Below are 14121 nucleotides of genomic sequence, written 5' to 3' on the forward strand. Positions count from 1 at the left end.
GGCGGGCCGGGGGCCGCGCGGGGGGCTCCCGGGGGGGGGGGGCGGGCGTGGGGGGGGTGGGGGGGGTGCACCAAGAACGGGGCGGGGGGGGGGGGGGGGGGGGGGGGGGGCCCGCCCCCGGGGTCGGCCTCCAGGGCTTCGGCGTAGCGCCGGCTGAAGCGGGAGCGCTCGCCGGGCAGCAGGTCGTCGCTGACGGCCTCGCGGACCAGGGAGTGCCGGAAGCGGTAGCCGTCGCCGCCGGGTGAGGCGAGCAGGATGTTGGCGCCGACGGCGGCGCGCAGCGCCTCGATGAGGTCGTCCTCGGCGAGCCGGGCCACGGCGGCGAGCAGCCGGTACTCGACGGTGGAGCCGCCCTCGGCGACGATCCGGGCGATGCGCTGGGCGCTCTCGGGCAGTCCTTCGACGCGTACGAGCAGGAGGTCGCGCAGGGTGTCCGTGAGGCCGGTGCGGCAGCCCTGGTGGGCCGCGACGGCGAGTTCCTCGACGAAGAACGCGTTGCCGTCGGAGCGTTCGAAGATGTCGTCGACCTGGGCCGGGTCGGGTTCGTGGGCGAGGATTCCGGCTATCTGGCGGCCGACCTCGGCGCGGGTGAAGCGGCCGAGTTCGATGCGGCGGACGGTGCGCAGGCGGTCCAGTTCGGCGAGGAGGGGGCGCAGCGGGTGGCGGCGGTGGATGTCGTCGGCCCGGTACGTGGCGACGACGACCAGGCGTCCGGTGCGCAGCGTGCGGAAGAGGTAGGCGAGCAGGTGGCGGGTGGAGGCGTCGGCCCAGTGCAGGTCCTCCAGGGCCACGACGACCGTGCGGTCGGCGGCGAGGCGTTCCAGGAGGCGGGCGGTGAGTTCGAAGAGGCGGGCCATGCCCTCCTCGTCGGGCCGTCGGCCGCGGTCGGTCTCGCCGAGCTCGGGCAGCAGCCGGGCCAGTTCGTCCTCCTGTCCGGCGGCGGCCGCGGCGAGCTCGTCGGGGAGCAGGCGGCGCAGGGCGCGCAGGGCGGCGGAGAACGGGGCGAAGGGCAGTCCGTCGGCGCCGATCTCGACGCAGCCGCCGCACGCGAAGACGGCCCCCTCGCGGTCGGCGACGGTGGCGAACTCCTCGATCAGGCGGGTCTTTCCGACCCCGGCCTCGCCGCCGAGGAGCAGCGCCTGCGGTTCGCCCCCGGTGCCCGGCGCCCGGGCGCCGCTGCCGCCGGCGGCGCGGGCGAGCGCCTCGCGCAGGACGCCCAGTTCGTCCGCGCGGCCGACGAACACGGGGCTGACGGATCTGGTCTCCACGGGCCCGAGCATCGCACAACGGTCCGACGGAGCGGCACTGGTTATCGGGCGGCCGGCCATCGGTGCGGAGCCGGGTGCGGGGAGAGCGGCGAGCGTTCTCCCGGGAGGCCGGCCGACCCCCGTACGGCCGGCCTCCCCCGGTGTCCGAGGGGGGCCGCCGCCGGTGCGGGCGGCCTCCTTCGGCCCGGCGTTCACGCGGCGCGGGCGAACCGGTGCCGGCGGGGACGCGGGCTATGCGCCTGCCCCTCCGAGTCGTTCTGGCCGGATTCGCGCGCGGTGGTGCGTCGGTCGGTACGACGGCCGCGGAGGGCCTCCCGTACCAGGCGGTGGTTCTGCGCCTCGCGGATCAGCTCGGCGGATCGGATCTGGTGGAGCTCGTACTCGAACATTTCGTACCCCTTGTGAAGAGCCGGTTCTCGGCCTCGCTCGGTGCGATGCCTCAACCTTCGTCTCCCAGGGGGGTGCGGCACATCGGGAGAGTGCCGCATCTTGCGCGCACGAAGGGCCTTAGAGCGGCGGCGGATGACCTGCGCCGGCCCTAAGGCCCCTCAGAGGTACGGAGGTTCACTTGGTGGAGGGCAGTCCGAGCAGGATGTCGGAGTACTTGGCGACCGCGAGCACGAGGCCGACGACGCCGAGCGAGACGCCGGCCCAGGCGACGGACTTGATCCAGGCGGCCTGCGGCTTGCCGGGCGCCCCGAAGGCGGGCCGGGCCAGGACCACGGCGCCGACGATCAGCGCGGCCAGCGCGAAGAGACCGCCGACGAGCGCGGTGGTCGCCCAGGCGTCGCCGTAGACCTCCTTGACCTGCGTGGCGACGCTCGCGGACGACGAGGTCCGCAGCTGTCCGACGAGGGTCTCGCGGGCGGCGGCCACGGTGGCGACCCAGCTGCCGGTGAGGGACACGATGCCGAGTCCGGCGGAGACGACGGCGGCGGCGCCCTGGCCGACGCCGGGTTCGCCCTTCTCCACGGTGGCGGGGACGTCCTCGCCGGCCTCGTCGTCGGCCTCGGTGTCGTCCTGCTCGTCGGCCTCGGCGTCGGCCTCGGTCACGGCCGCGCCGTCGGGCGTCTCCTCGGTGCCGGTGCCGGTGTCGGTGCCGGTACCGGTGCCGTCCACGGTCTCCTTGTCGCTCTTCGCCTCGGTGCCGTTCGCGTCCACGGCTTCGTCAACTGTCTTGGTTCCCATGTCCCGCACCGTACGGACGGAGTCTGAGAAGTCTCTTAATGATCCCTGTGCCCGCCGGTAACGATCGGCGTACGCGTACGTGACCGTCGGGCAACGCTCAGTCGCTCGTCCGCGCGCGGGCCGCCCGCCAGTCGGGCGCGAGCACCGACCAGACCTCCATGTCGTGGCGTACGCCCCGGTACGGGAAGCTCTCCCGCAGCACCGCGTCCCTGGTCATCCCCAGCCGCCGGGCGCCGTTCACACTCGGTTCGTTCGCCGAGGCCGCGACCCACTCCACCCGGTGGATCCCGCGTTGCTCGACGGCCCAGTCGATGAGGAGCCGCATCGCGCGCGTGACCAGACCCCGCCCGGTACCGGCGGGTTCCAGCCAGCAGCCGACCTCGCAGTTGCCCTGGGCCGCGTCGAAGTTCAGGAAGAGCACGCCGCCCACGAGCCTTCCCTCCAGCCACAGGCCGTGCAGGGACCCGGTGTCGGCGGCGCGGTGGTCGGCGTACCGCTGGAGCAGTTCCCGCGCGGACGCCGCGTCGGTGGCGCCCGAACCGAACGGGATGTACTGCCCGATGAACTCCCGCCCCCGGTCCAGATGGGCGAGGAACTCCTCCGCGTGCCAGGGCTCCAGGGGGCGCAGTTCCGCGCCGTCGTCACCGAGGGATATCGCGTACATCCTCTTGCTGCTCCTTCTCCGTCGTGTGCGCCGGCTCCGTGCCCGTCGTGGCGGCCGGTCTCTCATGGGTGGTGCGGCACTCCGGCGGCTCGGTGCCGGTCGGGGGCGGGCGCCGGTCGAGGGGCCGGACTCCGCCGCACCGGGGGGGTCCGTGACAGGCCTGGGGGGACGCACCGGTCTCGGTGCGTCCCCCCAGGTGGGCGATGAGGACGCTCAGCCCTCGCTGACGCCCAGCTTCTCCAGGATGAGCTCCTTGACGCGGGCCGCGTCGGCCTGGCCGCGGGTGGCCTTCATGACCGCGCCGACCAGGGCGCCGACCGCGGCCACCTTGCCGCCGCGGATCTTGTCCGCGACGCCCGGGTTGCCGGCGATGGCCTCGTCGACGGCGGCGGTCAGCGCGCCCTCGTCCGAGACGACCTTGAGACCGCGCTTGTCGACGACCTCGTCCGGGGTGCCCTCGCCCGCGAGCACGCCCTCGATGACCTGACGGGCGAGCTTGTCGTTCAGGTCTCCGGCGGCCACGAGCTGGGCCACCCGGGCGACCTGCGCCGGGGTGATGGGCAGGTCCTCCAGGGCCTTGCCCGACTCGTTGGCGCTGCGGGCCAGTTCACCCATCCACCACTTGCGGGCGGACGCGGCGTCCGCGCCGGCCTCGGTCGTGGCGACGATCGCGTCGATGGCACCGGCGTTGAGGATCGACTGCATGTCGTGGGCGCTGACGCCCCACTCCTCACGCAGCCGGTTGCGGCGGGCCAGCGGCTGCTCGGGCAGACCCGCGCGCAGTTCCTCGACCCAGTCGCGGGACGGGGCGACGGGGACCAGGTCGGGCTCCGGGAAGTACCGGTAGTCCTCGGCCTCCTCCTTCACGCGGCCCGAGGTCGTGGACCCGGTGTCCTCGTGGAAGTGGCGCGTCTCCTGGATGATCGTGCCGCCGGAGTTCAGCACCGCGGCGTGCCGCTGGATCTCGAAGCGGGCCGCACGCTCCACCGAGCGCAGCGAGTTGACGTTCTTCGTCTCGGAGCGCGTGCCGAACTTCTCGCGGCCGTGCGGGCGCAGCGACAGGTTCACGTCGCAGCGCATCTGCCCCATCTCCATGCGGGCTTCCGAGACGCCGAGCGCCTTGATGAGCTCGCGCAGCTCGGCGACGTACGCCTTGGCGACCTCGGGAGCACGCTCGCCGGCGCCCTCGATCGGCTTGGTGACGATCTCGATGAGGGGGATGCCCGCGCGGTTGTAGTCGAGCAGGGAGTGCGAGGCGCCGTGGATACGGCCGGTCGCGCCACCGACGTGCGTGGACTTGCCGGTGTCCTCCTCCATGTGGGCGCGCTCGATCTCCACGCGGAAGACCTCGCCGTCCTCCAGCTGTACGTCGAGGTAGCCGTTGAAGGCGATCGGCTCGTCGTACTGGGAGGTCTGGAAGTTCTTCGGCATGTCCGGATAGAAGTAGTTCTTCCGGGCGAAGCGGCACCACTCGGCGATCTCGCAGTGCAGCGCGAGACCGATCTTGATGGCGGACTCGACGCCGGTCGCGTTGACGACGGGCAGCGAGCCGGGCATGCCGAGGCAGGTGGGGCAGGTCTGCGAGTTGGGCTCGGCGCCCAGCTCGGTGGAGCACCCGCAGAACATCTTGGTCTTGGTGCCGAGCTCGACATGGACTTCGAGGCCCATGACGGGGTCGTACGTCGCCAGGGCGTCCTCGTACGACACCAGCTCGTCGGTCGTGGTGGTCACGGTGAAAACTTCCCTCTCAGCCCAGCAGGACGTCGTCGTCGCCCAGGCGCTTGAGCTCCCGGTAGAGGATGGCGAGGCCGGTGACGATGGCGGCGGCGGACACGGCCGCGTCGATCAGGCGCAGCGTGTCGTGCTCCGTGCGGGCCTTCTTGGCCTGCTTGGCGACGCCGAGGGCACCGAACGCGGTGGTCGCGATGGACAGGTACGTGCCGGACTTGGACTTCTTGAAGCCCTTGGCCTTGGTCAGAGCCTTACTCACAACGACGGAGCCTCCTCGATCAGCGGGTGCCCCCACTTTTCCACGAAGGCGGCCTCGACGGCGGCGCCGACCTTGTAGAGCCGGTCGTCCTTCATCGCGGGGGCGATGATCTGCAGGCCGACCGGGAGGTTGTCCTCCGGCGCGAGACCGCAGGGCAGCGACATGGCCGCGTTGCCCGCCATGTTGGTCGGGATGGTGCACAGGTCCGCGAGGTACATCGCCATCGGGTCGTCGGCGCGCTCGCCGATCGGGAAGGCGGTGGTGGGCGTGGTCGGCGAGACGATCACATCCACCTGCTCGAACGACTTGTCGAAGTCGCGGGTGATGAGCGTACGGACCTTCTGCGCCGAGCCGTAGTACGCGTCGTAGTAGCCGGAGCTGAGGGCGTACGTGCCGAGCATGATGCGGCGCTTGACCTCGTCACCGAAGCCGGCCTCGCGGGTGAGGGAGGTGACCTCCTCGGCGGAGCGCGTGCCGTCGTCCCCGACCCGCAGGCCGTAGCGCATGGCGTCGAAGCGCGCGAGGTTGGACGAGCACTCGGACGGCGCGATCAGATAGTACGCGGAGAGCGCCAGGTCGAAGGACGGGCAGTCCAGCTCGACGATCTCGGCGCCGAGGTCCTTGAGCAGGGCGACGGCCTCGTCGAAGCGCTGCACGACACCGGCCTGGTAGCCCTCGCCGCGGAACTGCTTGACGACACCGACGCGCATGCCGGCGACGGAGCCGTTGCGGGCGGCCTCGACGACCGGGGGGACCGGCGCGTCGATGGAGGTCGAGTCGAGCGGGTCGTGCCCGGCGATGACCTCGTGCAGCAGCGCCGCGTCCAGGACCGTACGGGCGCAGGGGCCGCCCTGGTCGAGGGAGGAGGAGAACGCCACCATGCCGTAGCGGGAGACGCCGCCGTAGGTGGGCTTGACGCCGACCGTGCCGGTGACGGCCGCGGGCTGGCGGATGGAGCCGCCCGTGTCGGTGCCGATGGCGAGCGGCGCCTCGAAGGAGGCGAGCGCGGCGGACGAGCCGCCGCCCGAGCCGCCGGGGATGCGGCTGAGGTCCCAGGGGTTGCCCGTGGGGCCGTAGGCGCTGTTCTCGGTGGAGGACCCCATGGCGAACTCGTCCATGTTGGTCTTGCCGAGGATGACGACGTCGGCGGCCTTGAGCCGCTTGGTGACCGTCGCGTCGTAGGGCGGGATCCAGCCTTCGAGGATCTTGGAACCGACGGTGGTCGGGACCCCCTCGGTGGTGAAGATGTCCTTGAGCGCGAGGGGCACGCCGGCGAGCGGTCCGAGCTTCTCGCCGCGTTCCCGCTTCGCGTCGACGGCGCGGGCCTGCGCGAGGGCGCCCTCGCGGTCGACGTGCAGGAAGGCGTGCACCTTCTCGTCGACGGCCTCGATGCGCGCGAGGTGGGCCTCGGTGACCTCGACGGCCGTGAGCTCGCCCGCGGCGATCCGCGCGGCGATCTCGGCCGCCGTCAGCCTGATGATGTTGACGTTGGTGTCCGTCATGGTGATTAGTCCTCCCCCAGGATCTGCGGCACCTTGAAACGCTGCTGCTCCTGGGCCGGGGCGCCGGAGAGCGCCTGCTCGGGGGTGAGCGACGGGCGGACCTCGTCCGCGCGCATGACGTTCGTCAGCGGCAGCGGGTGAGAGGTCGGCGGTACGTCTTGGTCGGCGACCTCGCTGACGCGGGCGACCGCGCCGATGATGTCGTCGAGCTGGCCGGCGAAGTGGTCGAGCTCTTCGGCCTTCAGCTCCAGACGCGCCAGCCGTGCGAGGTGGGCGACCTCCTCGCGCGTGATGCCAGGCATGCAGCGATCCTCTGGGTGGGAGTGTGTGGTTTGGCCCAATCCTATGGGGCCGGGGCCGATGCCCGCGCCCGGGTTTGGCGCGGGGGGCCTCCGGATCCCTCCCTGCGCCCATGCGGGGGCCTCCGGCCGGGCTCGCCGTGGCGTGCGGGTCGTGCGTGGCCGGTCGCGCAGTTCCCCGCGCTCCCGGCGGGGCCGGCTGTGACGCCGTGATCAATCTGCGGGCCGTCTGTGGCCGGTCGCGCAGTTCCCCGCGCCCCTGGCAGGGACGGCTGTCCCACCGTGATCAACCTGCGGGCCGTCTGTGGCCGGTCGCGCAGTTCCCCGCGCTCCCGGCGGGGCCGGCTGTGACGCCGTGATCAATCTGCGGGTCGTGCGTGGCTGGTCGCGCAGTTCCCCGCGCCCCTGGTAGGGACGGCTGTCCCGCCGTGATCAACCTGCGGGCCGTGCGTGGCCGGGCGCGCAGTTCCCCGCGCCCCTGGCGGGGACGGCTGTCACGCCGTGATCAACCTGCGGGCCGCCCGTGGCCGGTCGCGGAGTTCCCCGCGCCCCTAGTAGGGCGCGGACGCGGGAGGGCTCCGCTTTCGGGTGGCTGTCACGGGTGGTGCGTGGGTGGGAGACGTCGGTGGGAGGCCCACCGGTCGGCACCCGACGACGTACCGACGTACCAGCAGACCGGCAGACCGGTGAAATTACTCCGCGGCAGGCAACGCGGCGCGTGGCCGCTGCCAGCCTCGGGAGCCCCGCGCCAGCAGCCATGCCGTGGCCTCGTCCGGGGGCATCGCGGCGGCGACCAGCCAGCCCTGTACCGCGTCGCAGCCCAGGTCCCGCAGGCGTTCCCACGTCTCGTCGTCCTCGACGCCCTCCGCGACGACCAGCAGGCCCAGTGAGTGCGCGAGGTCCACCGTGCAGCGCACGATCTCCGCGTCCTCGTTGTCGATGGCGAGCCGTGCGACGAAGGACCGGTCGATCTTCAGTTCGCTGACGGGCAGCCTGCGCAGATGGACCAGGGAGGAGTACCCCGTGCCGAAGTCGTCCAGCGACATCTTGACCCCGTGCCCGGTCAGCCCGGCCAGGGTGTCCGCCGCGCGCTGCGGATCCTCCAGCAGTACGTGCTCCGTTATCTCCAACTGGAGGGCCCCCGCGGGAACCCCGTGCCGGGCGAGCCGGGCGGCGACCGCGCCGGCGAAGCCGGGGGTGTGCACGTCGCGCGGCGAGACGTTCACCGCGACCGGCACCCGCAGCCCCTGCGCCCGCCACCGCGCGACCTGCGCGAGGGCCGTCTCCAGCACGTACTCGGTGAGGTGCGGCATCAGCCCGGACGACTCGGCGATCGCGATGAACTCGTCGGGCGGGACCTTGCCCCGCTCGGGGTGCACCCATCGGACGAGTGCCTCCAGGCCGGCCACCTGTCCGTCGAAGCGGACCTTCGGCTGGTAGTGCAGTTCGACGTCACCGGCGTCCAGGGCCCGCCGCAGGTCCCCCAGCAGACCGAGCCGGTCCGGTGTGTTCGAGTCCCGCTTGGACTCGTAGACCTCCACCCCCGTACGGTCCCGCTTCGCCTGGTACATCGCCACGTCCGCCCGGCGCAGCAGCCCCTCCGCGTCGAGCGCGTGGTCGGGGAAGACGGCGAGTCCGGCGCTGGCCTCCAGGACGAGGGTGAGCCCGTCGAGGTCGAGCGGCGAACCGAGCGCGGCGACGAGATTGCGGGCCACCCGGGTGGCCGACGTCGTGGAGTCGGCGACGGGCAGTAACACGGCGAACTCGTCACCGCCGAGCCGCGCGGCCTCCGCCCCGCGCGGCAGCGCCAGCCGCAGCCGTTCGGCTATCTGGAGCAGCAGCCGATCCCCGGCGAGGTGTCCCAGCGTGTCGTTCACCGAGCGGAAGCGGTCGAGGTCGATCAGCATCAACGCCGAACGCGCGCCTATGCGTTCGGCGTCGTCCAGGGCCGCCCAGGTGCGTTCGAGCAGCCACTGCCGGTTGGGCAACCCGGTCAGCGGGTCCCGCAGTTGCTCCTCGGCCCGTACGCGCGCGATCCACAGCGTGGAGTCGAGGGCGATCAGGGGGATCGAGAACAGCGGCAGCAGCATGGGCTGCGCGACGGCGACCACACAGATCAGCGGCGCGATGCCGAGCAGGGCGACCGCGACGAGGCCCTGCCGGACCAGGGCCGTACGGGCGGCGGTCGGCAGACCGCCGGTGCCCGGCGCGTGCAGGTGCCAGAGCAGGACGCGGGTGACGGCGAGATACGCGGTGGCGACCAGCACCACCTGGGGCGCGGCGTAGAAGTCCCAGCTCTGCGGGTTCCAGGGGGCCTCGACCGAGGGCACCCGCCCGAACACGGCGAGGACCAGCGCGCCGGCGCCGATGCCGAGGATGTCGGCAGCGCCGTGCAGCACCCCCTGGCGCCAGTGGCCCCGGCGGGCGGCGCCGACCAGGACGACGACGGTCAGGCTGACCATCCCGGCGGCCACCCAGCCGTACAGCAGCAGCACCGCGAGGGTCAGGGCGGCGCCGGAGCCGGTGCCGCCCCACCAGCGGGCGCGGCCGAGGGCGACCAGATGACCGACGATGACACCGGTCAGCACGGCCAGCGACCAGCCGACCGATCCGGACGGGAAGAGCGCGTGATGGTCGGTGAACGCCCGGTAGAAACCGCCGCCGAGGACGAGCGCGGCCAGCGCGACGACCGTGGCGGGCAGCGTCGGCCAGGACCGGGCGGCGGGCCGTTCGGGATCGTGACCGGGCAGGCCCGGGCCGCGCCCGGCGGTGTACCGGCCCGCGGTGGTGACGGTGAAGGGTGCGTGGTCCCGCTCGCCCGCGCCGGGGCGCGTCGACGACCGTCCCGTCCGGAGGCCCGCCATCCACGCGCCGGTCGTCCGGCGCAGTCGCAGCCGTACGTCCGGGGCGGCGCTCTCGGTCGGTTCCATTCCCGTCCCTCTCACAGCCGGCGGTGCCCACGCCACGCGGCCCGTTGACGGCGACCACCGCCAACGACACCGCGTCTCAAGAACTCTTCCCCCGGCTCCTCAGGAGCAGGGGATGCCCCAACCGCAGCCGGGCACGGCAGGCGCACCCCTCAACAGTAGGCCGCAGAAGGCTTCCACGGGCAGCGGTCGACGACGGTTGCCCGAATGCGACCCGGCCACCCGTATGCATCTGATATGCGCCGAACGGGTGACCTTCAACCGCTACTCCTCGATCGGAAGCGCGACTTCCGCGGCAGCGTCCGGTCCCTGTGCGAGCAGAACGGCGAAGCCGTCCTCGTTCAGGACGGGGACTTTGAGCTGCATGGCCTTGTCGTACTTCGATCCGGGATTCTCCCCCACCACGACAAAAGATGTCTTCTTCGAAACAGAACCGGTCACTTTCGCTCCCCGGCTCTGCAGGGCATCCTTCGCGCCGTCGCGCGTGTGGTGTTCGAGCGTGCCGGTGACGACGACGGTGAGCCCTTCGAGCGGGCGGGGGCCCTCGTCCTCGCCGGAACCCTCGTCCTCCATACGGACGCCCGCCGCCCGCCACTTGCGGATGATCTCGCGGTGCCAGTCCTCGGCGAACCACTCCTTGACCGAGGTCGCGATGATCCCGCCGACCCCGTCGACCGCGGCGAGTTCCGCCTCGGTCGCCTGCTCGATGCGGTCGACCGAACGGAACTCGCGGGCCAGCGCCTCGGCGGCCACCGGGCCGACGTGTCTGATGGAGAGTCCGTTGATGAAGCGGGCGAGCGGACGGTTCTTCGCCTCGGCGATGTTGTCCAGCAGGGCGAGCGTGTTCTTCTTCGGCTCCCCCTTCTGGTTGGCGAAGACCGTGACGACCTTCTCCTCACCGGTCCTGGGGTCCCGCTTGGGCAGGCCGCTGTCCTGGTCGAGGACGTACGCCTTGATGGGGAGCAGCTGCTCGGCCGTGAGATCGAAGAGGTCTCCCTCGTCGACGAGCGGCGGGGCGGCGGGCTCCAGCGGGCGGGTCAGCGCCGCCGCGGCCACGTTGCCGAAGTGCTCGATGTCGAGGCACTCCCGGCCCGCGAGGTAGGAGACGCGCTCCCTCAACTGGGCCGGGCAGCCCCGGCCGTTGGGGCAGCGCAGATCGATGTCGCCCTCCTTCATGGCGCGCAGCGGCGTCCCGCACTCGGGGCACTCGGCCGGCATCACGAACTCCCGCTCGCTGCCGTCGCGGAGATCGACCACCGGCCCGAGGATCTCCGGGATGACGTCACCGGCCTTGCGCAGCACGACCGTGTCCCCGATGAGGACGCCCTTGGCCTTCACGACCTCCTGGTTGTGCAGGGTCGCGAACTCGACCTCCGAGCCCGCCACGGTGACCGGCTCGACCTGCGCGTACGGAGTGACGCGCCCCGTCCGGCCGACGCCGACCTTGATGTCGACCAGCTTGGTGTTGACCTCTTCCGGCGCGTACTTCCAGGCGATCGCCCAGCGTGGAGCGCGCGCCGTGGAACCGAGGCGGCCCTGGAGACGGATCTCGTCGAGCTTGACGACCACCCCGTCGATCTCGTGCTCCACGGAGTGCCGGTTCTCCCCGTAGTACGCGATGAACTCCCGTACGCCGTCGAGGTCGTCGACCACCTTCGCGTACCGCGTGGTCGGCAGGCCCCAGGAGTGCAGCAGTTCGTACGCCCCGGAGAGGCGGGTCAGTCCCTCGAAGCCCTCCAGGGCACCGATTCCGTGGACCACCATGTGCAGCGGGCGGCTCGCGGTGACGCGCGGGTCCTTCTGACGCAGCGAACCCGCCGCCGCGTTCCGGGGGTTGGCGAAGGGCTTGTCACCGGCCTTCAGCAGACGGGCGTTGAGCTCCGCGAACTTCTCCATCGGGAAGTAGACCTCGCCGCGGATCTCCACCAGGTCCGGGAAGTGCTCGCCCTGGAGACGGTCCGGGATCTCGGCGATCGTCCGTACGTTGGGGGTGATGTCCTCGCCCGTGCGGCCGTCGCCCCGGGTGGCCGCGCGGGTCAGACGGCCGTGCTCGTAGGTGAGGTTGACCGCGAGGCCGTCGACCTTGAGCTCGCACAGGAAGTGGTGCTCGGAGGCACCGACGTCCTTCGCGACCCGCTCCGCCCAGGCGGCGAGGTCCAGGTCGCTGAAGGCGTTGTCCAGCGACAGCATGCGCTCGCGGTGCCGCACGGACGTGAACTCGGTCTCGTAGGCGCCCGCGACCTTCTGGGTCGGGGAGTCGGGGGTGCGCAGCTCGGGGTACCGCTCCTCCAGCGCCTCGAGGGAGCGCAGCAGCTTGTCGAACTCCGTGTCGCTGACGACCGGCTGGTCCTTCACGTAGTACCGGAAGCGGTGCTCCTCGATCTGCTCGGCCAGCAGCGCGTGCCGCTCGCGCGCCTCGGCGGGCAGGGGAATGGGCTGTGCGTCCTTGTCGCCGGCCACCGTGTTGTCCTCCCGTTACTCTGGGTTGTCCGCGAGGGATCTCGCCGCCCGGACGCAGTGGGCGAGCGCCCGGCGCGCGTACTCGGGGGAAGCGCCCGCGAGTCCGCACGACGGAGTGACCGTGACGGCCTTCGCGAGAAGCCCCGGATGCAGCCCCAGCCTGCGCCACAACGTCCTGACACCCATGACGCTACCGGCAGGGTCCGACAACGGGCCGTCCGTGCCGGGCACGACACCGACGAGGAGCCGGGTGCCGCCCTCCACCGCCTCGCCGATCGCGTCGTCGTCACGTTCGGTGAGCAGGGAGAGGTCGAAGGAGATACCCGCGGCGCCCGCCCTGCGCAGCAGTTCGAACGGCACGTCGGGCGCGCACGAGTGCACCACGGCCGGGCCGCCGGCGTGAACCCCCATGACGTCCCGCAGCGTCGACTCGACCAGTTGACGGTCGACGGCGCGGTGGGTGCGGTACCCGCTCGCGGACTTCACATGACCGCGCAGGACGGCGATGAGCGAGGGTTCGTCGAGCTGCAGCACGACCTGGGCTCCCGGCACCCGGCGCCGTACCTCGTCGAGATGGGTGCGCAGGCCCTCGACGAGGGAGCCTGCGAGGTCGCGGCAGGCCCCGAGGTCGGACAGGGCGGCCTCGCCGTTCCTGAGCTCCAGCGCGGCCGCCAGGGTCCAGGGCCCCACGGCCTGCACCTTCAGCGGCCCCTCGTACCCCTGGGTGCACTCCTCCAGCGCGTCGAGGTCCTCGCCCAGCCAGGATCTGGCGCGCCGGGTGTCCCGCCCCGGCCGGTCCCCGAGCCGCCAGCCGCTGGGCTCCACGCGCGCGTACAGGTCGACCAGCATCCCGGCCGTCCGTCCGATCATGTCGGCGCCGGGACCGCGCGCGGGCAGTTCCGGCAGATGGGGGAAGTCGTCGAAGGACCCGGTGACGGTCCTGGCGGTCTCCCGCGCGTCACCGCCCGGCATGGATCCGACACCGGTGGCGGCACCGAACCCGAACTCGCTGTTTTCGCTCACCCGCGAAGCGTACGTAACCCCGCGGGGGTGCGACGCGGGCGAGCCGGTCCGCACCGTGCCGCTCCGGTGCCCGGCGGGCCGCCGCGGGCCCGCGTCAACGTCCCGGTCGCACCGTCAGGTCGTTGACCTCCGCGTCGCGCGGCAGGTCGAGGGCCGTGAGGATCGTCGTCGCGACGGACTCCGGGTCGATCCACTTCGAGGCGTCGTACGGCTTGCCCTCCTGCTGGTGGACCTTGGCCTGCATGGGGCTCGCGGTACGGCCGGGGTAGACCGAGGTGACCCGGACGCCGTTGCCGTGCTCCTCGTGGCGCAGCGAGTCCGCGAGGGCCTTCAGACCGTGCTTGGAGGCGGCGTACGCGGACCAGTCGGCGCCAGCGCTGAGGCCGGCGCCGGAGTTCACGAACAGCACGTGGCCCTGGGCGAGGCGGAGTTGGGGCAGGAAGTGGCGGGTGAGCTCGGCGGGGGCGATCAGGTTGACGTTGAGCTGGTGGCGCCAGGACTTGGGGGTCAGCTCGGCGACCGGGCCGAGGTCCACCACGCCCGCGATGTGCAGGAGCGAGTCGACGCGGTCGGGCAGGGACTGGTGCGAGAACGCCCAGGAGAGCTTGTCCGGGTCCGCGAGGTCGCCGACCAGGGTCTTCGCCCCCGGGTACGCCGCGCCGAGTTCCTTGGCGCGACCCGCGTCGCGCGCGTGCAGCACGAGTTCGTCCCCGCGCGCGTGCAGACGGCGGGCGACGGCCGCGCCGATGCCGGAACCGGCCCCGGTGATCAGATGTGTAGCCATGGACGCCATGCTCGCA

General features: G+C 72.3%; 12 protein-coding genes. All 12 read right to left on the bottom strand.

Annotated elements, in window-relative coordinates:
- A partial coding sequence (locus ACFV2J_RS26675; protein ID WP_385441023.1) for an ATP-binding protein occupies positions 1-1280 on the bottom strand: 1280 nt, incomplete at its 3' end.
- Positions 1281-1459: 179 nt separating this feature from the next.
- Entirely contained in the window at positions 1460-1657 is a 198-nt protein-coding gene (locus tag ACFV2J_RS26680; protein ID WP_385097443.1) for a hypothetical protein, read from the bottom strand.
- 175 nt (positions 1658-1832) lie between these two features.
- Complete coding sequence (locus ACFV2J_RS26685; RefSeq protein WP_385097446.1) at positions 1833-2456, bottom strand: hypothetical protein; 624 nt, start codon at positions 2454-2456, stop codon at positions 1833-1835.
- Positions 2457-2553: 97 nt separating this feature from the next.
- Positions 2554-3120: a GNAT family N-acetyltransferase gene (locus tag ACFV2J_RS26690; RefSeq protein WP_385097449.1), complete on the bottom strand. Its 567-nt coding sequence runs from the start codon at positions 3118-3120 to the stop codon at positions 2554-2556.
- Between the two features lie 213 nt (positions 3121-3333).
- Complete coding sequence (gene gatB / locus ACFV2J_RS26695; protein ID WP_385095823.1) at positions 3334-4851, bottom strand: Asp-tRNA(Asn)/Glu-tRNA(Gln) amidotransferase subunit GatB; 1518 nt, start codon at positions 4849-4851, stop codon at positions 3334-3336.
- 16 nt (positions 4852-4867) lie between these two features.
- Complete coding sequence (locus tag ACFV2J_RS26700; protein WP_153288465.1) at positions 4868-5110, bottom strand: hypothetical protein; 243 nt, start codon at positions 5108-5110, stop codon at positions 4868-4870.
- Positions 5107-6612 carry an Asp-tRNA(Asn)/Glu-tRNA(Gln) amidotransferase subunit GatA gene (gene gatA, locus ACFV2J_RS26705; protein WP_385095820.1) on the bottom strand — a complete coding sequence of 502 codons (1506 nt, stop codon included), beginning with the start codon at positions 6610-6612 and terminating at the stop codon, positions 5107-5109. Before gatA ends, ACFV2J_RS26700 begins: the two co-directional genes overlap by 4 nt.
- A gap of 5 nt (positions 6613-6617) precedes the next feature.
- Positions 6618-6914 (bottom strand): Asp-tRNA(Asn)/Glu-tRNA(Gln) amidotransferase subunit GatC, encoded by a 297-nt coding sequence (gene gatC / locus ACFV2J_RS26710; RefSeq protein WP_010984178.1) that lies wholly within the window; start codon positions 6912-6914, stop codon positions 6618-6620.
- Between the two features lie 689 nt (positions 6915-7603).
- Positions 7604-9841 carry a putative bifunctional diguanylate cyclase/phosphodiesterase gene (locus ACFV2J_RS26715; protein WP_385441029.1) on the bottom strand — a complete coding sequence of 746 codons (2238 nt, stop codon included), beginning with the start codon at positions 9839-9841 and terminating at the stop codon, positions 7604-7606.
- Between the two features lie 261 nt (positions 9842-10102).
- Positions 10103-12298 carry an NAD-dependent DNA ligase LigA gene (gene ligA, locus ACFV2J_RS26720; protein ID WP_385087359.1) on the bottom strand — a complete coding sequence of 732 codons (2196 nt, stop codon included), beginning with the start codon at positions 12296-12298 and terminating at the stop codon, positions 10103-10105.
- A gap of 15 nt (positions 12299-12313) precedes the next feature.
- Positions 12314-13321, bottom strand: a complete 1008-nt coding sequence (locus tag ACFV2J_RS26725; RefSeq protein WP_385087361.1) for a methionine synthase — start codon at positions 13319-13321, stop codon at positions 12314-12316.
- Between the two features lie 94 nt (positions 13322-13415).
- On the bottom strand, positions 13416-14114 hold the full coding sequence (locus ACFV2J_RS26730) for an SDR family oxidoreductase (protein ID WP_385087363.1): 699 nt from the start codon (positions 14112-14114) through the stop codon (positions 13416-13418).
- Between the last annotated feature and the right edge of the window lie 7 nt (positions 14115-14121).

Source organism: Streptomyces sp. NPDC059668 (assembly GCF_042734135.1).
Classification (GTDB): domain Bacteria; phylum Actinomycetota; class Actinomycetes; order Streptomycetales; family Streptomycetaceae; genus Streptomyces.